This is a genomic window from Bacteroides sp. 44_46 (assembly GCF_001915465.1).
Lineage (GTDB): Bacteria > Bacteroidota > Bacteroidia > Bacteroidales > Bacteroidaceae > Bacteroides > Bacteroides clarus.
This window is the reverse complement of record NZ_MNQO01000001.1, coordinates 134,389-154,477: the sequence shown is the minus strand read 5'-3', so window position 1 is coordinate 154,477 and position 20,089 is coordinate 134,389. Positions and strand designations below refer to the sequence as shown.

Sequence of the window (20,089 nt, the reverse complement as noted above, 5' to 3'; positions counted from 1 at the left end):
TAGAAATTTCGTTTCGCGATTATTCTTTATTCCGATACGCATCCGCTGCTTTCTTTACAGAGCCGTGCATTAGCAGGAGGGCTTTAGCCTTTCCATAGTCAAGCCCTAATTCTTCGACGAGCATACGTGTTCCGCGGTCTACCAGCTTCTTGTTGCTGAGCTGCATATTTACCATTTTGTTACCTTTTACACGGCCTAATTGTATCATTACGGAAGTGGTAATCATATTCAGAACCATTTTTTGCCCTGTACCCGATTTCATCCGGGAACTTCCCGTAACATATTCCGGACCTACAATCATCTCGATAGGTACATCGGACTCTGCTGCCATGGGAGAGTCGGGGTTGCTGGTGATACAAGCTGTCAGAATACCATGTTCGCGTGCTTCATGCAACGCGCCGATTACATAGGGAGTCGTACCGGATGCCGCTATACCGATAACAGTGTCTTTATCCGTAATGTTTCGTTCTACCAATTCTTCCCAGCCACGTTGTGCATCGTCCTCAGCATTTTCTACCGGATTGCGCAGAGCGGTATCACCACCGGCTATCAAACCGATAACCAATGTTGGAGGCATGCCGAATGTCGGCGGTATTTCAGAAGCGTCAAGTACGCCAAGACGTCCGCTTGTGCCGGCACCCATATAGAAGATACGTCCTCCCTGCTTCATGCGGGGAACAATCTGTGTCACCAGTTTTTCTATTTGAGGTATTGCCTTTTGTATGGCAAGAGCCACTTTCTGGTCTTCTCTGTTGATGTCTTCCAGTATTTCACGGACAGACTTCTTCTCCAAGTCGTTATAGAGCGAGGGTTGCTCTGAGATTTTTACAAACATAAGGCTATTTATTATTTTGTGATTTACAATTTATTATTCTCACCATACCACTTTATTTATGATATTCTATCAGTCCTTCCATCGGACTTTTGATGATAGTACCCAGTTGGATACCCATTTCTTGGGCGGCTTCTGCCAATATTGTTTTATAGTAGAAAGCTACGGAACCGATAAAATGTACTTTGCTTTTGTGGTAATTTTCATATTGCATGACATTACGTTTGAGAAATGCCTTGAAGCTTCCTAACACCAATGCGCGTATGCAAGGCTCATCCAAATTCTGTGCAAGGAACGGGGAAAGGCTCGCCAAAAAACGATTAGGGAATGGCTTGCGGTAAACGCGGTCGATGATGTCGGCAGGAGTCAGGTTGAACTGTGCAAGGAACTTCTCCTTTAATTCGGGAGTCATCTGATTTTTCAGAATATCGCCCACCAATAACTTTCCCAATACGGCGCCGCTACCTTCGTCTCCGAGAATGAAACCTAACGGGGATACATTGGTTACAATCTGCTTTCCGTCATAATAGCACGAATTGGAACCTGTGCCCATGATGCAGGCGATACCTGCTTGATGTTGGCAAAGTCCGCGGGCTGCAGCAAGCATATCTGTATTTACTTCCACTTCTCCTTTTACTTGGAGATGCTTGGTAATGGCACGGTGAACCATGGCTATTTTGTCGGGAAATCCGCATCCCGCACCGTAGAAATATACAGCATCCAATGCATTCGTTTTTAACTGGGGCAACAGTGCCGTTGCAATCTCATTACTGATTTCCTCTTCCGACTGAAAGAAAGGGTTGGTCCCTTTCGTAAATATCTGCTGGATGAGCTGTCCATCCTCTACAACGCACCAATCGGTCTTTGTAGAGCCACTGTCTGCTATTAGAATCATATTGTTAGTTTTTAGGGTTTTTCGATTATAGCTTGATATAAATCTTTCGTTTGTAAAGTTGGTAGCCGATGCACCAGTTGATACCGACGAATAACAGCGCATAGGCTAATGAGCCGCCGGTTTCACCGAACACCGGCATCAATAGTATCTTATATAAGAATCCGTGTATGCTTATACTGCTTGCGCCCCACGGAAAGCTGATGCTGCCGAAGAGGATACTAAGTACACCGCCCAATACATACATGAATAAGGGGTTGACACCGAATGACTCAAAGAACAGGCTCCATTTTTTATATCCTTTCACATCGATAATCCAAATGAGGAGTGCCAGGAAGCTGGAAGCCAGTCCGCAGGTGGTGAGTACAAAGGTGGGTGACCATATTTTTTTGTTGATAGGACATCCGTAGCTTAGCAGGAAACCTGAGAAGGTAAGGATGGTTCCTGCTAAAAACAGTTTGATGAGATGCGAGTTGAGCATACTTTCACGGTCTTCATTTGCTTTGCCGCTTTCGAGCATCATACGGCCTACACAGAAGCCCAACAGTACGTGAGCTATGGAAGGGATAGTGCTCAGTAAACCTTCCGGATCGATGCCGTTATCCTTGTACATATGCGCGGGGGTAAGGATGGTACGGTCTATAACGGAAAGGATATTTGTATCATTATAGGCAAATCCGTTGCCGCAAACCAACAGGATGAAATAGCCTGTCAGGAGGGTAGCGATGAGATAGGGGATGTTGCGGTGTTTCACGGTCAGCGCAATGATAGCGGTGGCGCCATAACAGAGCGCCAGACGTTGCATGACACCCAAAATACGGATGCGGTCGAATGTCCATACGGATTCCCATAGTTGCGCGCCGAAGCTGATGCCCTCGGTGGGAGAAGTCCAGTAATAACAGAATTTCGAGAACCAGCCGATGGCCATACCTATGAGGAAGATGAGTATGGTACGCTTTAGAATCTTCATGCCGACGGCACGGCTGAACTCGAAATTATACTTTTTCAAAGATATGTACGTGGAAATTCCCATTATGAACATGAAAAACGGAAATACAAGGTCGGTGGGGGTAAGACCGTTCCATTCCGCATGACGTAAGGGAGCATAGATGTGTGCCCATGTACCGGGATTGTTGACCATAATCATTCCTGCAATCGTGACGCCGCGAAGGATGTCAAGGGCAAGAATGCGTTTGTTTGTTTTTACTGGATTACTCATGATTGTATGTGTGTTAAGTTAGTTCCGGGTTAACGGTTACAGGTTCGGTACATTGGTCTACAAGGTAGGCGATGGACACATATGGAATGCCGGAGTTGGTTGTCAGTCCGATTTCGCAAGTACGGCTGTTTGAATAGCCGATACTGACACCGGCAGCTTCTATTTGGGGGCGAAGCTTGCGCAGGGCGTATGCATTCAGTTCGGGATAGGTAAAACCCCGGTCGCCGGCAAAACCGCAACAACCGACTTCCTCCGGTACAATGACCTTTGTGGAACAGAGGCGCGCCAGTGCTATAATCGTATCCGCCAGTCCCATTTTGCGCATGGAGCAGGTGATGTGAACTGCTACGGGGCGGTCAATGGGAGTGAATACCAGCTTGTCACGCAAGAAAGTATAGATAAACTCAGCCGGTTCATAAAGCTTCATTCTACGAATGGTCTCACGCATGCGATGCAGGCATGGGCTTTGATCGCATAGAACAGGGTATCTGCCTTGCTTGCTGGCTTCCCAAAGCGCTGCTTCCAACTCGGCTGTTTTGCGGTCGGCAATGTCGAGCATGCCTTTGCTTTCCCAGATTGTACCGCAACAAAGTTTTTCCATGTTTTTAGGAAAAATGACTTCGTAACCGCCTTTTTGCAATAAAGCAATCATTTTACTTACCAATGCCTGCTCTACGGGAGATTTTTTGGGTAATCCCATAGTTTGGTTGATGCAACTCGGAAAGTAAACAACCTTGTTTTGCCGGGGGGCGGGAGTTGAGAGTTGAGAGTTGGTTTTAAAAGCTTCGGGCATTGCCGGAGTCCATAAGGGGATACCGAAAGCGTTGTGCATACCTTTGGTGATACTGCTCATGGCTTTGGTGCCTAATACGGAGTGACCGAAATCAGCCAAGCCCAATATAGGGCGCAGGGTATTCTTGATACCGGCAAAATGATTGGCGGCGAAATTGCCGACTTTATATCCAAAGCTGCCTTGCGGTATTTCCTCTTGGCGAATAACATGTGTCAGGTCGCCTGTATTGATTCCCATAGGGCAGGACATGGAGCACAGCCCGTCACCGGCACAGGTTTGGTTGCCGGGGTAACGGTATTGCTTTTCCAGCAGGGAGAGACGTTCGGGGTCTTCACCATTCTGCCGAAGGCGGGCGATTTCTCTTTGCAGTACAATGCGTTGGCGTGAGGAAAGGGTGAAACCGCAGGAAAGGCAGTTTACTTCGCAGAATCCGCATTCAATGCAACGGTTTACTTTGGCAGCCGGGCTTTCCGTATCCAAAGGTATCAGTGGCAGTGGTTTGAAGTTTTTGATGTGGCATTTCGGATCGTCATTGAAGATAACTCCGGGATTTAATAGACCTTTCGGATCGAACAGCTTTTTAACGGCTTTCATTACCTCGTAAGCAGCGTCTCCCCATTCATAACGGACAAAAGGAGCCATATTGCGACCTGTACCGTGCTCTGCCTTTAAAGAACCGTCATATCTGTCTACAACCAGTGTCTTGACATCATTCATCAGGTCTTCGTAACGTTTCACCTCGGCATCGCTGCTAAAGGACTGATTGAGGATGAAATGGTAGTTTCCCTCCAGTGCGTGCCCGTATATGCAGGCATCTTCGTAACCGTGGCGGGCTATGAGTTGCTGTAATTCGGCGGTTGCCTCGGGCAAATCCTCGATGTGGAAAGCCACGTCTTCGATGAGGCATGTTGTGCCCGGTTTTCGAGTTCCTCCTACGGAAGGGAAGATGCCGGAACGAATCGCCCAATATTGTGAGTATTCTTCCGGTTTGTCGGTGAAACGGACGGGTGTATAAGTTTGGAAATCAGAAAGACAACATTCTATGCCGCTGATATTCCGTTTCAGTTCTTCCGCGCTGCGGGCTTTGGTTTCGGTCAGCACGGCGGTCAGTCCGGTTTCATCTCCCGGTTCTACACCGGGTAGGGGAGACGAACATACTTCTCCCTTATATTTCAGAAATATAGGATCGCTGACTGATGCCAAAGACTTCCAATCCAGTAGTTCCGCCCCTTTTACAATCCACTCGCCGTTGCTGTCGGTGAGCTTTTTCATGGCTACTACGGCACGGCAAGCGTCTTTGATAGTCTTGAAGTAGAGCATGGCGCTTGCTTTGAAAGGATAGTCGTACTCTGTTTGCATGGTTACTTGGGAAAGGAATGCCAATGTCCCTTCCGAACCAACCATAAGGTGGGTTATAATATCGAACGGATCGTCAAAACGGACGAAGGGAAGCAAATTAAGACCTGTTACATTCTTAATGGAATATTTGTAGCGAATGCGTTCCGCCAGCTTCTCGTCGGCACGTACTTCATCGCGAAGGGTGCAAATCCGGCGTATGAAATCGCGGTGTGTCACTTCGAATGCGGCACGGCTGACACTGTCTCCGGTATCGAGCAGCGTTCCGTCCGGCAGAATGATACGGGCGGAGAGAAGAACCTTGTCGCTATTGGCGTGGGTACCGCAGTTCATGCCAGAAGCATTGTTCATGACGATACCGCCTACCATGGCGCTTTTAACGGAAGCCGGGTCCGGAGCGAATTTTCGTCCGAAGGGCGCTAACAGCTCATTTACCCGTTGTCCGATAATACCGGGTTGCAGGGTAATTTCCTTGTGGTCGGGAGATATACTGTATTTTTCCCAATGCTTGCCGGCTACAATGAGTATGGAGTCACTAATGGCTTGTCCGGACAGGCTGGTTCCTGCCGCCCGGAAAGTCACGGGCAGATTGTACAAATCAGCCAGTTTCAGCAATCGGGAGATTTCCTCTTCTCCCTCCGAACGGATTACGATTTGCGGGATGAGGCGGTAAAATCCTGCGTCTGTTCCCCAGGCCAGCCGGCGGAGTTCGTCGGTATAAATCCTTTCCTGCGGGATGAATTGTCTCGCTTCCTGCAGGAAAGCCATATAGTTACTCTTTTTCATATCACTTATACAAATAATATTGTTTCGATAGTTTGCGGAAATTTTCGACATCCTTATACCAATAGTCCCGGACATCTTCCCAACGGTTCCGTTTACTGAAACGTTCACGTATCTGCTTCGAACCGCTTACTTTATCGAACATGGAGAAACGACCTTTGTCTGCATGGTCGAATACGGCGCGGTCGGGATAGAGTGCGGCTACTTCCTGCATAACGAGAAACTGTATTTCACTGAGCGGAGCTTTGCCGAAATCCATGATATGTACTTGCACGCCTTGCAGTAATTCTCCTTTGCCTACGGAGTAGAAGGGTTTCAGGTACATCGGTCGGAAAATAACACCCGGTACGTTCAGATTATTCAGGTTCCCGGCGAGTTTTTCAGCCTCTACCCATGGAGCGGCAAACATTTGGAACGGAATCGTGTAACCTACTCCGATGGACATGTAGCCCAGTTCGCCTAGAATACCGCTGACGGGATAGAAAAACGCGGAATGCGGATGCGGAATGTGCGGGGAAGAAGGCACCCATTGCAATCCGGTCTGTGTATAGTCCATTTTGCGCTTCCAGCCTTTCATCTTTACAACCTGCAGTTTACATTGCTTACCCTCTTTCAACATCTTTTCTCCATTCAACATTAAAGCCAACTCACCGCAAGTGAGACCGTAAAGATACGGAATTTTAAATTGGCTGACAAAAGAAACACAGTCATCTTCCGTCAGATTACCTTCAATCTTCAGTCCGCCTACGGGATTGGGACGGTCCAATACGATAAGTTCTTTCCCATTCTCGGCAGCGGCTTCCATGGCCAGTCCCATGGTACTGATATATGTGAACGAGCGGCAACCGATGTCCTGGATGTCGTATACCAGTACATCGATGTCTTTCAGCATTTCCGGTGTTGCTTTGCGTGTACTTCCGTACAGGGAATAAACGGGCAGTCCGGTAGAAGCGTCTTTCATGTCCGTTACATGGTCGCCGGCATGCACGTCGCCGCGTACGCCATGCTCCGGGCCATAGAGAGCCACAAGATTTACGTTCGGTGCCTCGTGCAGAATATCAATCGTGGATTTCATATGGTTGTCTACTCCGGTGGGATTGGTGATTAATCCTACACGCTTACCTTCCAGGCATTTGAAGTTTTGTTCTTTCAATACTTCAATGCCGGTTTTTATTCTGATTTTCTGTGCCTGTACCATGCTTCCGCAGAGGATACAAATCAGGCAGATTGTCATTATCTTCTTCATAATCATTTACTAATCATTAATCACTACTTACTTTTTTCCATATTCCGGGTCTATTCTTCTGTCGGCGAAAACGGTAACTATCACAGTGGCGATACAACAAATGATTACCATCCAGAAGAAGTTGGTATAGCCGATAGCTTCTTGGATGTAGCCCGCAAACATACCCGGAATCATCATACTCAATGCCATGAATGCGGTACAGATGGCATAGTGGGATGTTTTGAACTCTCCTTCGGAAAAGTACATCATATAGAGCATATAGGCTGTGAAACCGAATCCGTAACCGAATTGTTCGATGGCAATGGCCGTGGATATGGCAAACAGGTTTTCGGGTTGGCAGATAGCCAGATAAACGAAGGTCAGACAAGGCAGCGTCATACAAGCCGCCATCCACCAAATGGATTTCTTTAATCCTATACGTGATGCGAATAGTCCGCCGAGAATACCCCCCAACGTGAGGAATATCACTCCGATAGTACCATATACGATACCTACTTCTGCTGTGGATAGCTCTAAGCCGCCCGCTTCTTTGCCGGCAACGAGAAACGGCATGCACATTTTGATGAGGAATGCCTCGGGCAGACGGTAGAGAAGCATGAATATAATGGCAAGCAATACGCCGGGTTTAGTGAAATAGGTAGCGAATGTACGCCCGAACTCCTTGAAAATGGCTTTTGCACCGGCTGTTCCCGGTGCCAGGACAGACTTGTCGGAAGCGGGTTTGGGTATCGCAAAGAGATGGTAGAGGCTTACCGCACTGAACATGACGGCTGTAACCAGCATCGTGATCGTCCATGACAACGGAATGTTGTCGTATTTCAGTTCGATGGCTCCGGCGATAGCTACGAGTACTCCTTGTCCGAAAATGGATGCAAGGCGGTAGAAAGTGCTTCGGATGCCGACAAACTCTGCCTGTTCGCCCGATTTTAGCGCCAGCATATAGAAACCGTCCGCCGCAATGTCGTGTGTAGCGGAGGCAAATGCCGTGATGATAAATAATATCAGCGTGAGGGTAAACATACTGATAGGAGTGGTTCCGGCCGCCATGGTCGCTTCATCCGGTCGCGGTATGGTTAACGTCAGCAAGATAAAAGCTATCGACATCAGAATCTGCATGGAGACAACCCACCATCTTTTGGTTTTGATGATATCGACAAACGGGCTCCAGAAAGGTTTGATGGTCCAAGGTAAATACAGCAGACTGGTAAATAACGCCATATCTCCATTGGGAACACCCATTTTGGCAAACATCAGTACGGAGATGTTGTTCACGATAAAGTAGGGAATACCTTGTGCGAAATACAAAGTAGGAACCCATGCCCAAGGTGATATTTTCTTGATATTGTTCATTCTATTAATTGTTTTTCTGTTATTAGATTAGTCATATAGTTTGTCAATGTTCGCGCCGATATAGTAGTGCAACAGTATAGCGTCATATCCATATCCTTGTTCGCCCATTACGGCAGCGCCTATCTGGCAGAGTCCTACGCCGTGTCCCCAGCCTGCTCCGGTGAGGATAAAGCGTCCGGGTATACCTGCTTCCGACAACTCTGTGCGGTCTACGACAAATGCGGAACTGTAAAGGTGCGAAGGAGAGAGCGTCCGGCGGATTTCCAATTCTTTTCCGATGGTCAGTGTTTTCTTTGTACCGACAATCTTCAGTTTCCACAAGCGTCCGGAAGTGCCGCGGGCAATAGGAACAAGGTCAATAATCTGCCCGTAGTCTATGCCAGAACGTTTCAGGATGAGGGCGGAGAGCTCGTCTTGGGTGTATTCTACTTTCCAACGATAGAAATCCGTAGTCTCCTGGTCGTAATTGTTGAGTACCTGCGACAGGATTTTCTTATCCGTGGTGTTGCAAAACGCTTCGGGAGAAGTACGTATCCATCGGTCGGCCTCGGTTTCCTGCGTCAAGTCGGGTAACTTTTCACTATCAACTTTATAGTCGCGTTGCTTGGCAAGATAAGGGTATTTAATATCTTCCCAGCAATATTGAAATTCTTCGAAAGCGCCGCCGCAACATTTGGAGAAACGGGCATCGCAGATTTTCCCTTCCGAGGTAAGTACCTGTCCCCGGGTGGCGGCTATCGCCTGTTTGACTATATCGGTAGAGGCGCGGGTTATTCCCTGATAGCGTTGGCAATGGTCGTCTGCGCATACGTCGAAATGAGTATGGTCTTCACGGTCGTACCAGCGGATGAGTTCTTCGTCTGTTTGGGTGAAAGCGGAATAATCGGTTTGCGCTTCTGCGATTTCTTTGTTTTTCCGTATCTGTGCCAACAGCCAGCTACGCGAAATGACTGCATGGGCTTTCAGTAGCTCCAAAGAAGCTGTTGCGCTCATTTCACTGGAAATGACACTGGTCAGATAGTCTTCGACATGGATGACATTGATACCCGTCAGTTTGCCGTTTTCCACAATAATCTTTAAGGAGCCCTGAAAGCGTTGGTCTTCTTTCCGTTCCCAATGGAAATTTATGCCGATAGTTACATCCAGCAATTCGAATGCTGCGGCAGATTCCTGCAGGGGTTCAAATAGCAACTCGTCATATTGACGGCCGTTCCAAAGGATTTTGCCTTCGTCATAGGTGACAACTTGCTTGCCGCTGACTTCCTTGCCGGATATGCGGTAAGGAGCTAGCAGGACAAACTCTATCTGTGGCTCGAATAATATACCAACTTCTACTTTGGGCTCTTTCATACTCGTTTGTTTAAAGAATAACGGATATTATATTTGTTCTTTGATACGTTGACGTATTTTTTGGAAATCTGCCGGTGAAAGGCATACTTCGCTTAATATTTGCGCAATATCCTCTGTCGTTATTTTGATAAAATCTTTCTCGACAGGCGTAATGAATACACCGCCTAAGTCAACGGACGCGGGACTGCTCAGCAGATTGGCATCGCCCTCGGCTGTGTAACAGGCCGGACGGTGCTTGGCGCGGGGAAAGATGAAAACAATCCATTTACCTGCTTCGTACATGGCGAGAACGTTCATCATCGGCTCATCTTCACCGGGTTGTATATCCAGAGAGTGATAGACGATATCGAACAGTTTGAGCGCTGTTTTCCGGTCGGCAGACTCAATGACAAGGGTAGTACGCGGGGAGTCGTTCAGATACCAGAGGGTGGCCTGACCGTAATCCGCGACTTTGCCCGCCACTTGTTCGCGCCAGTCTTGCTCGATAGGCATGAAGCCTTTGTTGCCGGCTTGGAAATGTGCATGGTCGGGAGCGGAAGCTCCGCATTTAGGCCCGTTATAAAAGATTGTATAATCGGTCAGTTGCTGTGCCAGGTCCAGCATATCTCCGAAACGGAGAGCTATGAGTTGGTCGACGTGGGCGGTTTCCGGTATGGTCAGGTGACGGGGAAATATAGGAAACGGATTGACCAATATATTATAATGTCCTTCAAACGGAACGCCTCTTTGTTCTGCCGGCAGGTTGGCAGGGCAGAGAAAACATTTGCGCTCCTTTATGGATTTGGCATCTACTTTGGCTCCGGAAGACACAATACGTGCCGGATTGAACTGCACCTTATAAGGAATGCCGTTTACATTCAGCTCTTTTACTTGCACTCCGGAAAGGGCGGCGTAGTTGTTACGCGCCATTTCCCAAGAAGCAAGTTGCTCGGTCAGAAGATTGTGTATTGTCTGGTTCATATATTATTTCTTGTTTTTCTTGTTCATTGCCACGCGTGCCTGCAATTCCCAAGTGCGGATCCGGTCTTTATATAAGTTGTGTCCGTTCATCTTAACGATGTCCAATGAGGCGTCTGAATTGTCGTCCCAGCGGCGGCAGTTATAGACAACATCATAAACACGGCCTATCTGGTACTGGCGTGAGAAGTTCAATCCCAGGGCATAGTCTTCACCATAGCTTGTGTTAGGTACTTTTACCTCGCGCAGTACCGGAGTATAGAATGCGCGCGGTGCGCCCAAACCATTGATGCGGAGAGCATTGTTCCGTCCGTTCTCCGGCGTCCATTCTTTATGGTCGATGATACCCGGAGCAATCATATTCATGTTGAAATCCGTCATCATGTAAGTACCCACCACCATGGCGCAATTCTGTTCATAGAAAGCGCGTACCATTGTAGTCAGCGTGTTTTCATTGGCATATACATCGTCACTGTCCAGTTGCACGGCAAATTTGCCGCATTTGGGGTGGTGTACGCCCATATTCCAACAACCGCCGATGCCAAGGTCGTTACGTTCAGGGATAATATGGATGAGACGCTCGTCGTTCTTGAATTCATCAATGGCCTCTGTCGTACCGTCTGTGGAATGATTATCGATGATGATAAGGTTGAACTTGAAATCTGTCTTTTGGCTTAAAACGGATTGGATGGCATCGCGAATGGTGCGTATACGGTTACGTACGGGGATGATAACAGATGCCTCGTATTCAAAATTACCGGCGGAAAATTCAATCTGTTTGAATTCCGGTTTCAAATAACCGCCGATTTCTTTCAGATGCTCCGTACATGCTTTTTCCATTTCAATCTGACGGTTACGGTTCTTCGGATCGACATAATCAAAAATCTTTTCACCGCTTTTACGGGTATCGTTTTCTACTTCGCTGTACAGATACTCGTTGATATGTACAAGGTCGGCTTTTTGGCTTAATTTCAAACGTAAGTCGTAGAGGCCTGCAAAGTCGTAATCGGATATGAGACGGCCGGCGGCTTCTTTCAGTTTAGAGGTATTGAAAAGGAGCACCGAACCGAAGTTGAAATCATCTCTCAACGAACCGAATTGATAGTCTATGACGGGGGCATTCGTTTGTTTGCCGTCAGCTATCTGGTAATGGTCGGCATAGACCATTCCTGCATCCGAATCTTCTGCGATGTGCATCATGCGTTCCAATGCGAACATGCCCAGTTCAAGAGTAGTCTCTTTGGTGTAAAGCAATGTATATTCCGCATCTGCTTTTTGGGCTATGGCTCTCATGGTAGTACTGCAGTAGGGCATATCTACAGATAAAAGTTCACAACCGGGCAGTGGCTCAAGGGTAGAGTCGGTCGTTACTAAACGGATGTTTCCAACGAGACCTGTAGCCTGCAATCCTTGTACTGTCTTTTCAGCTTGTTCTTTTCCTGCGTAGGGAATAAAGCAATCAATCTTCTTCATATCTATAAGGTGTTATTTTTTAATTTTCAATTTTTATTTTTTAAATTTCAGCAGTCCGGTTTCTCCACCGGTGGCGGTAAACAATACCCGGTTGTTACCAAGCGGAACCACGGTACTTATAAGCGAGTTACCGATTTTGTGTTTCCACAATACTTTGCCTGTTTTGGCTTCCAATGCGAAGATAAGTCCTTCTTTGGTACTTCCAAATACGATGCCTTCTTTCTCTACCTGCATGGAAGGGGCATGTTCGTAGCCGAAACCGACGTTGGATGCCCATAATTCGTGCGGTTGGTCACCTTTGGCGGAATAACAGACGATACTGTCGTTCATTGTTTTGCTGTAAATACGTTCTCCGTCTTCGGACAATCCTATCGTTTCCCGTACCATAGACTGGAAAGTGCGCCACACGGTATTACCTGTTTTCAGGTCAATGGCAGTCATGGCACGTTGCGGATCGGTAATAAACACCTTTCCGTCCGAGGCTACCGGCCATACGGCCGCCGGAGAAAAATGCATACGGGTCAGCCCGCCCGTCCATTTCCATAGTTCCTTGCCGTCTGCCTTATCCAATGCATATAGGGTGTTGTCCCATGCGCCGAAAATCACTTTATTGTCTGTTACCAGAGGTTTAGTCTCAATATAGCCTTTTACGCCTGTGAAGTTCCACTTTACGTCTCCCGTGTGGATGTTTACGGCACGGAATGTATGGTCGCTGGCGCCGATATAGGCAATGCCGTTGTCTATGGTTACCGCGCCTAATACGGGAGCGGCGGCTTTTACCGTCCATAATAAGTTTCCGTTTTGAGCGTTCAAACCATATATCTTACAATCTGCAGAGCCGAAAACGACAATCCCCTCACTTACGGCAGGTGTGCCGACTATTCTTTTTCCGGATTGGAAGCTCCATAACTTCTTACCGCTTTTAAGGGCGTAGGCTGTCAGATATCCCATGTCGTCACCAACGAATACTTTATCCTTTTCCACAGCCGGCGAACAATAAATGCCTGCTCCGGTTTGTACCAACCATTGCTCTTTCACCTGTGCATACTCCTTGTTTACGGAGAAGTCCGGATATTTATCGGCTTTCCCGTTACGGTCGTAGTATGATTCTGTCAGAGAGAAAGCAGCCCATTTCTTTTTGGGCTCTCCAATACGTTGGGTATAGACCAGAATGGAATCTTTCGTTATTTCATAGATGCCATAACCGGGTTTCTCATCCTTGTCACGCAGATTGCTGCGCATCAGAATGCCCGGAATGCCGTCATAGCGTAAGTCACGATTGCGGTGATAATGGCCGCCGATAAATAAACGTATATTATACGGGCGTACGGCATCTGTTACCTCATACCAGTTGTCCACATCTCCTTCTGTCATCGGATAGTGTGTAACAAGGATTACCGGGTTGTTCTTTCTGGGATTACCGGTATTGTACCGGCTCATTCTTTCCGTCATCCAGCGTATATCCTGAGGAACGACGTGTCCGTATGCCATACGCATCAGCGGACCGGAATTAAAACCTAAAAACAGGAATCCTTTGTGTTCGAAATCAAATCGCTCGCCGCCGAATATTTCTCCGAAAGCGGTACAGCCGGAATCGCTCCATTTGGTTTCGTGATTACCCAACGCTACATAGTATTTTACTTTCAGCAGGTCAAGGCATGATTTTACTTTCTCCATGGTCGCACGGTCACCTTCTTCGGTAAGGTCGCCTGTTACCAATACGAAATCAAGGCTGTCGATTGCGTTGATTTGGGCGATAGACCGTAACAAATCCTCTGTCGGATTGGGATTGTTCGGGCTTAAGTGAATATCCGTCAACTGTGCGAAACGGAACGTTCCCTGTTGTGCCCGGACCGTAAACGACAGCAGGCAAACAAACAGGACGCTGATGAATAGTCTTCGATTCATAGATGATGATTGGTTTTATAAATTTGTTTTTACTTCTTACTATTACTGCTGAAGAACGTCAGAATGGCGTTCATCAGGCAATCTCTTTCTTCCGCTGTGCGCAGTGACTCGAAGGGAAATCCTAAAACACAAGTCTTATAGCTTCCTTGATAAGCCACTCCGGCACTCAGATTATTCTCCGAATAGCGCATTACGGTATATGCTTCTTTCGTAGCGGGCTCGATGGCGTCAGGAGATTCCACAACGTAAGAATCCGTATTCAACTCATTATAATAAGTATAGTTTCCAGAAAGAGACGGGAACGGAGAAGCTACGCACTTTACTTTGCCCATCGTTGCGGCTTGTCCTGTACGCCACTTATATTTCAGAACTTCCGTGGCAAATTTCTTGTCTTCTTCATTGGCGGGAATCAGGCGATTATCCCATAAGTCGGTTCCTACATAGGCGCCTGATATAAAGATATTGCCGCCTTGGTTACAATAAGATGTAATACAGTCTTGCATCGGCTTACTGAATGTTTTGAACTCCAGCGGTTTCACTCCGCCCCTGCCTATCTTGGTCTGACATTCTTTACCGAGGATAAGGTCGGCGTATTTATAATCGTTCAAGATGACTTTTCCGTTTTCAACGGCTTCGTCGCTGCTGGAAACGAAAGAGTAACCGGACTTTAATATGGCAGCTCCATGCAGGGCAGGATAGTCAAATGTGTTTCCGGCGATAACCTGTGTTTCATAGTTGCTGTAACTGTCGCCAAAACCGGATGCGTCATCATCCATCCAGGGAACGGAACGGCGGTATTCTTTCATTTTTCCTATATAGCTGATATCTTTGATGTAAGGTACTCCGTGGTCTGATTCGTCCAGAAAACCGGCCAGCAATGTATCCGCCGGAGCCGGGGCTACAAAATCTGCCGGAGCGCTGATGCGGTCGAATCCGTTAACCACTAATACGGTACCCTTGCTGTTGAAAGCTTTTCCGGCTGAAAGAATCTCAGAGGGGAAACTCTCACCGCCTTTGTTGAGGGCGGTTACTTTATAGCTGCATACAACGCCGGCAGGGAGGGCGGTACGGTAACTGTTCTTATCTACCACTATGCCATTATCAAAATCTCCGTTGCCGATTCGGGTATAGACAATATATTTTTCGGCAGTGGCGGTCGGTTCCAAAGAGTCGGTCACCGCTTGCCAGGTCAGCTCAATTTCATTCTCGCCAATCATACGCAAAGCCATGTGGTCAACCGGTAGCGGTTGTACTACATAATCCATGTGGTATTGCGAACAGAGAAATTGTAACATGCCTTTGTAAATGGCGCGGCTGACGGTAAATCGGAAACGGGGGTCGATACCGTAACGCATATCGGCAAAGTTCTGATGAGAGAGCAATTCGAGCAACATTGTCGGTACTCGTGGCACACGAGCCTCATAGTACGATTGGTTCCATTTGCCGCGACGGGTCCATCGAGGCTCGTACAGTGTCCGAATATCACGCACGATATTGGATTGGATAAGGTCTGTCAGGTCATGAGACAGATAACGTGAGGCGCCATTGGCGAATACGCCGTTGTAAGCGTCTGTCTGGTAGATGCCGAGTGTTCCGATGACAGAGTCGTTGAGTGTGGTTCCGGCGTCCGAGTGAAAAGCGAATGCCATATCTATCGGAATGTTCAGCCCTTTCTCTGTGGGATTGGCGGCAGAACCGCCGGCAAGGTAGTTCACCCATATGCCGCGGCTTTTGTAATCATCCGTGTAGTCGTTCTTACCATGACTTTCGGAATACACACTGTCCGGAATTCCTGCCCATTGCATCCAATAGCGGGCGGCTTCGCAGAAACGGGGGTAACCGCTCTTTTGGTATTCGGTGACATAAGCCGATTGATGTGTCGCCGTTGTATTTCCTGTTGCATTGGATGAATTGACGGTTTTGTCGGAACTCTTCAAATTATCAGTCGCTCCTTCTTCCGAGATGCGACGGGCAATGTTTCCCATACCGCCGCCAATCTTTACGGCATCGGCTGTCACGATTTGTCCGGCTTTGTCGGAACGGTTGCTCAGGGTTACTTTACAGGTATTGTTTTTTCCCGCATCGAAACCGAAGGTTCCTAAATAAATCCAGGTACCTCCTCCCATCTTTTGGTTCACTTTGAATTGAGATATCCCGCCTTTATGATAAACGGTATAAAGGGCGTCATCGCTACTGTTCGGGACGGTTTGATAAGACACGTAAACTGCGTATTGTCCGTTTTGAGGTATCTCAGGAATCCATTCGGCAATACTTTCTTTTCCTTTCTTGATAGTTTCTATGGTACGGAAAGTCCCCTCGTTGAAAGGATTTTCAAAGTCTGTGTATTGCGAACGAAGATGCGCAAAACCTTTTCCGTTGCCTTGCATCCATGCCTTGTCTGCGGTATTTTCCACATATGCGGAGCGTGTATTAAGGCAACCGTCATTGTCTATAATGATTTCGGCCGTCTGGCAGTCACGTTCGCGCGGAATCAGCACATTGGCTCCGGCATTTTCCAGCATCGGGATGAGATAGGGTAATACGAAACTTTGGGTGTACAGGTCTTCCACTGTTTGCAGACAACGGGCACGCTGCCATTCCCAGCGGTTGAGCTTCGGTTCGTAGTAGAAACCGTGACTCTGCCATAAAGCTATATGCCGGTTTTGCAGCCCGTTGGCAGGAGTATAAGGCCTGGAGACTTTACTTACTAAAGGCTTTTCTACATTTTGACTGAATGTCAGGGATTTTTTATCTTTCTTTGAGCGCAATGCTTGCGGTATCAATTCTTCAATACTGTGTTTATTGGTACGTAACTGTAGCTTGTATTTTGTAAATCCGCTCGGTAACAAAGCGCTGATTCCTTGATAAATTTCCGCCACATTAGCTTCCCGAAAAGGAATATAGGAGCAGTTCATATTCGCGAAGAGCTGCAGGGTGTTGCCCTCTATGGCAACGGAATCAATCGTGATGCGTCCTATGGATATTTCTTTCCGCGCAGTGGCATCCAGAAATTCTCCTATCTTCCGGCGGGTTTCTGCCGGAAGCTCTTGCGCGCCGCCCAACTGGGGGATGAGGGCGGCGGCGAGCATGCTGAATAAAAAGTGAAGTCTTACACTCATGATGATGTATTAAGTTAAATGTTCTTTTTGTCTTTCTTTATCAATATGCAGAGTCCGATGAATGTGAACAGTGCATTGAATATAAGCAGTTCGTAGCTGAACTGATAACCGTTGAACCATGCTTCCGAATTCTTTTGCAGGATAAAGCAGAGGAACGGGGAGACGATCGCTACCAGCGGTATGTATTTATCCCGTACCTGTTGCTTCATAAAGATACCGAAGGCAAATAAGCCTAAGATAGGACCGTACGTGTAGCTTGCCAGAATATATACGGCATCAATTACACTGGTATTGTTCAGCAGGTTAAATATAAAAATAGTGATACCCATTATTACGGCCATTCCTACGTGTACCCGTTTCCGTATCTTAACAATCTCTTCTTCCGTTTTTCCTTTGGTGCCGAGAATATCTACGGTGAAAGATGTTGTAAGAGCCGTCAAGGCGGAACCGGCCGCCGAATAAGCGGAAGAAATCAAGCCGATAATAAACAGGATACCTACAATGGCAGGGAAGTAGTTTCCGGTAGCGATTACGGGGAAAAGCTCGTCGCTTTTGTCTACCTGTATTCCCTGGCTGTTGGCGAATATGTAAAGCAATACGCCCAGCATCAGGAACAGCAGAATCACGAAGAACTGTGAAATGACACTGGTAATCATATTCTTTTGTGAATCTTTAAAATTCTTACAACTGAGATTACGCTGCATCATATCCTGGTCTAATCCGGTCATGGCTATCATGGTAAACGCTCCGGCAAAGAATTGCTTGAAGAAATATTGTTTGCCGTTGACATCGTCGAAGAAGAATATACGGGACATATCACTGTCGGTAATTGTACTTATCATGCCGGTAAAAGACAGATTAAGGTCGGAAGCGATGTAACAGATACATAATACGACCGATACCACGAGGCAGAAAGTTTTCAAAGAGTCTGTCCAAATGAGCGACTTTACTCCGCCGCGGAACGTATACAACCATACCAATGCTACGGTGATAGCCACATTCAGAATAAACGGTAATCCGAAAGGTTCAAATACCAACAACTGCAATGTCAGGCAGACAAGGAATAAGCGTACTGCAGCCCCGAGCATTTTGGAGATAAAGAAAAACCAGGCTCCGGTCCGGTATGAGGACATGCCGAAACGGTTCTCCAGGTATTCGTAAATAGAAACCAGGTTCATCCGATAGAATAGGGGTGTCAGGACAAAAGCAATAATTAACTGTCCGGCAATAAATCCCAATACCATTTGCAGATAGCCGAAGTTACTTGCGGCGACCATGCCGGGTACGGAGACATACGTTACTCCGGATATGCTGGAGCCAATCATTGCAAAGGCTACCACATACCAGGATGATTTGCGGTTACCTACAAAGAAACCTGCATTGTCTGCTTTTCTGCCGGCAATGTAAGATACTGTAAATAGTATTATAAAATAGACGGCGATAGTGATGATAACGGATAGTGGACTCATTGTTGTGATCGGGTATTAGTATTTACAGGTTGATTAGTAATTGTTTTTTATGAATGATTATTCTTGGTACAACAAATAAGGTTTCCGTTGTTCCTTGAACTTTTCCACATCGCCTTTCCAACGGCTTTTTATTTCTCCGGCGCTTTTTCCGTCTTCTATCATTTTACGAACATAGTCGGTACCAACTAACAGTTCGAAGAAAGGGCGGAAAAAATGATCACCCATATTCAGATTCTTATACGCATCGATTACGTAGCTCAGATCTACTCCGCGTTCCCAGATTTCCTCGTCGCTCATATTACTGAGATTTACACCATGGCACAGTTTGTTCAGCTGCGGAGGATTTTTGGCTCCGGGAATGCTTTTAGGTGTAAAGCTGTAATTATAGCCTGTCATGTTGGGATGGCCGTATACCTGAAAGGGGAGTGAGGTCCCTCTGCCCAGACTGACGGGCGTAGCCTCAAAATAGCAGGTAGCCGGATATAGATAAATGGACTTCATGTCGGGCAAGTTGGGAGAAGGTGGAATCGGCAAGACGTATTTGGTCTGATGTGTATAGTTCTTACAAGGTATAACGGTAAGGTCGCATACGCGTGAAGCCGGTAACCAGCGTTCGCCGTTTACCATTAACGCCAGCTCGCCCAGCGTCATTCCGTGTACGATGGGGATAGGCAACCAGCCTACTCCGGATTTATATTTCATATCCAGTATCGGGCCGTCTACATAATGTCCGTTCGGATTGGGACGGTCCAACAATAAAACCTTGCGGTTGTATTCCGCACAGGCGTCCATCAATCGGCACATTGTGATATAATAGGTATAGAATCTCAAGCCGACGTCTTGTATATCGATAACCAGTATATCAAATTTTCTCATGGATGCTTCACTCGGCTTTTTGTCTTTTCCGTCATAAAGGGAAAGGATGGGAACCCCTGTTTTTTTATCAACGGAATTGGATACATGCTCTCCCGCATCCGCATCTCCGCGGAAACCGTGCTCGGGTGAAAAGATTGCTACTACGTTGAATTTGTTTTCCAGCAGAACATCCAGTAAGTGCTTGTCTCCCACCATTCCGGTGTGATTGGAGAAAATCGCAATTCGTTTTCCTTTCAGGATTGGAAAATACTCTGAAGTTTGTTCATCGCCTAAGATAATGCGCTCTTTTTGCGCTTGACACAATAATGAACTACATAGCAGAATGGTCAATAGTAGCAGCTTCTTCATAATAGTATTATTAAGGGGAATTTGTATGGAACAAAGATACTTTTTATTTTAATATCAAAAACAATTATTTGCGAATATTTAGTATTATAATTATTAATTTGCAATTAATTGACGCAGG

At 46.9% G+C, this 20,089-nt stretch carries 13 protein-coding genes; all 13 read right to left on the bottom strand.

The features are described 5' to 3' along the window. Positions 1-19: 19 nt before the first annotated feature. The 13 genes from murQ to BHV73_RS00520 are packed head-to-tail and all read right to left on the bottom strand — an operon-like array spanning position 20 to position 19,971. Entirely contained in the window at positions 20-835 is an 816-nt protein-coding gene (gene murQ / locus BHV73_RS00580; RefSeq protein ID WP_009121796.1) for an N-acetylmuramic acid 6-phosphate etherase, read from the bottom strand. 52 nt (positions 836-887) lie between these two features. After that, positions 888-1,727 (bottom strand): BadF/BadG/BcrA/BcrD ATPase family protein, encoded by an 840-nt coding sequence (locus BHV73_RS00575; RefSeq protein WP_022218255.1) that lies wholly within the window; start codon positions 1,725-1,727, stop codon positions 888-890. A 25-nt stretch (positions 1,728-1,752) separates the two neighbouring features. Next, positions 1,753-2,943 (bottom strand): acyltransferase family protein, encoded by a 1,191-nt coding sequence (locus BHV73_RS00570; RefSeq protein WP_087413100.1) that lies wholly within the window; start codon positions 2,941-2,943, stop codon positions 1,753-1,755. Positions 2,944-2,956: 13 nt separating this feature from the next. Further along, a complete protein-coding gene (locus tag BHV73_RS00565) occupies positions 2,957-5,878 on the bottom strand; it encodes an FAD-binding and (Fe-S)-binding domain-containing protein (RefSeq protein ID WP_087413099.1) in 2,922 nt (973 codons plus the stop codon). A gap of 1 nt (position 5,879) precedes the next feature. Next, positions 5,880-7,121, bottom strand: a complete 1,242-nt coding sequence (locus tag BHV73_RS00560) for an exo-beta-N-acetylmuramidase NamZ family protein (protein WP_039950713.1) — start codon at positions 7,119-7,121, stop codon at positions 5,880-5,882. A gap of 27 nt (positions 7,122-7,148) precedes the next feature. Continuing rightward, a complete protein-coding gene (locus BHV73_RS00555) occupies positions 7,149-8,471 on the bottom strand; it encodes an MFS transporter (RefSeq protein ID WP_087413098.1) in 1,323 nt (440 codons plus the stop codon). A gap of 27 nt (positions 8,472-8,498) precedes the next feature. Beyond that, positions 8,499-9,821 carry a SpoIID/LytB domain-containing protein gene (locus BHV73_RS00550; RefSeq protein WP_087413097.1) on the bottom strand — a complete coding sequence of 441 codons (1,323 nt, stop codon included), beginning with the start codon at positions 9,819-9,821 and terminating at the stop codon, positions 8,499-8,501. A gap of 27 nt (positions 9,822-9,848) precedes the next feature. Further along, positions 9,849-10,781 carry a DUF4922 domain-containing protein gene (locus tag BHV73_RS00545; protein WP_087413096.1) on the bottom strand — a complete coding sequence of 311 codons (933 nt, stop codon included), beginning with the start codon at positions 10,779-10,781 and terminating at the stop codon, positions 9,849-9,851. Between the two features lie 3 nt (positions 10,782-10,784). Continuing rightward, on the bottom strand, positions 10,785-12,251 hold the full coding sequence (locus BHV73_RS00540; RefSeq protein ID WP_087413095.1) for a glycosyltransferase family 2 protein: 1,467 nt from the start codon (positions 12,249-12,251) through the stop codon (positions 10,785-10,787). A 33-nt stretch (positions 12,252-12,284) separates the two neighbouring features. After that, positions 12,285-14,159, bottom strand: coding sequence for an outer membrane protein assembly factor BamB family protein (locus BHV73_RS00535; protein WP_087413094.1), 1,875 nt, complete (start codon positions 14,157-14,159; stop codon positions 12,285-12,287). A 29-nt stretch (positions 14,160-14,188) separates the two neighbouring features. Continuing rightward, on the bottom strand, positions 14,189-17,278 hold the full coding sequence (locus tag BHV73_RS00530; protein ID WP_286735912.1) for a golvesin C-terminal-like domain-containing protein: 3,090 nt from the start codon (positions 17,276-17,278) through the stop codon (positions 14,189-14,191). A 14-nt stretch (positions 17,279-17,292) separates the two neighbouring features. Next, positions 17,293-18,747, bottom strand: a complete 1,455-nt coding sequence (locus BHV73_RS00525) for a sodium:solute symporter (protein WP_286735910.1) — start codon at positions 18,745-18,747, stop codon at positions 17,293-17,295. A 57-nt stretch (positions 18,748-18,804) separates the two neighbouring features. Beyond that, positions 18,805-19,971 carry an exo-beta-N-acetylmuramidase NamZ family protein gene (locus BHV73_RS00520; protein WP_022217591.1) on the bottom strand — a complete coding sequence of 389 codons (1,167 nt, stop codon included), beginning with the start codon at positions 19,969-19,971 and terminating at the stop codon, positions 18,805-18,807. Positions 19,972-20,089 lie beyond the last annotated feature (118 nt).

Bases quoted from the DNA above. Each gene is read 5' to 3' on its own strand.
- murQ (WP_009121796.1), bottom strand. From the start codon at position 835: ATGTTTGTAAAAATCTCAGAGCAACCCTCGCTCTATAACGACTTGGAG.
- BHV73_RS00575 (WP_022218255.1), bottom strand. From the start codon at position 1,727: ATGATTCTAATAGCAGACAGTGGCTCTACAAAGACCGATTGGTGCGTT.
- BHV73_RS00570 (WP_087413100.1), bottom strand. From the start codon at position 2,943: ATGAGTAATCCAGTAAAAACAAACAAACGCATTCTTGCCCTTGACATC.
- BHV73_RS00565 (WP_087413099.1), bottom strand. From the start codon at position 5,878: ATGAAAAAGAGTAACTATATGGCTTTCCTGCAGGAAGCGAGACAATTC.
- BHV73_RS00560 (WP_039950713.1), bottom strand. From the start codon at position 7,121: ATGAAGAAGATAATGACAATCTGCCTGATTTGTATCCTCTGCGGAAGC.
- BHV73_RS00555 (WP_087413098.1), bottom strand. From the start codon at position 8,471: ATGAACAATATCAAGAAAATATCACCTTGGGCATGGGTTCCTACTTTG.
- BHV73_RS00550 (WP_087413097.1), bottom strand. From the start codon at position 9,821: ATGAAAGAGCCCAAAGTAGAAGTTGGTATATTATTCGAGCCACAGATA.
- BHV73_RS00545 (WP_087413096.1), bottom strand. From the start codon at position 10,781: ATGAACCAGACAATACACAATCTTCTGACCGAGCAACTTGCTTCTTGG.
- BHV73_RS00540 (WP_087413095.1), bottom strand. From the start codon at position 12,251: ATGAAGAAGATTGATTGCTTTATTCCCTACGCAGGAAAAGAACAAGCT.
- BHV73_RS00535 (WP_087413094.1), bottom strand. From the start codon at position 14,159: ATGAATCGAAGACTATTCATCAGCGTCCTGTTTGTTTGCCTGCTGTCG.
- BHV73_RS00530 (WP_286735912.1), bottom strand. From the start codon at position 17,278: ATGAGTGTAAGACTTCACTTTTTATTCAGCATGCTCGCCGCCGCCCTC.
- BHV73_RS00525 (WP_286735910.1), bottom strand. From the start codon at position 18,747: ATGAGTCCACTATCCGTTATCATCACTATCGCCGTCTATTTTATAATA.
- BHV73_RS00520 (WP_022217591.1), bottom strand. From the start codon at position 19,971: ATGAAGAAGCTGCTACTATTGACCATTCTGCTATGTAGTTCATTATTG.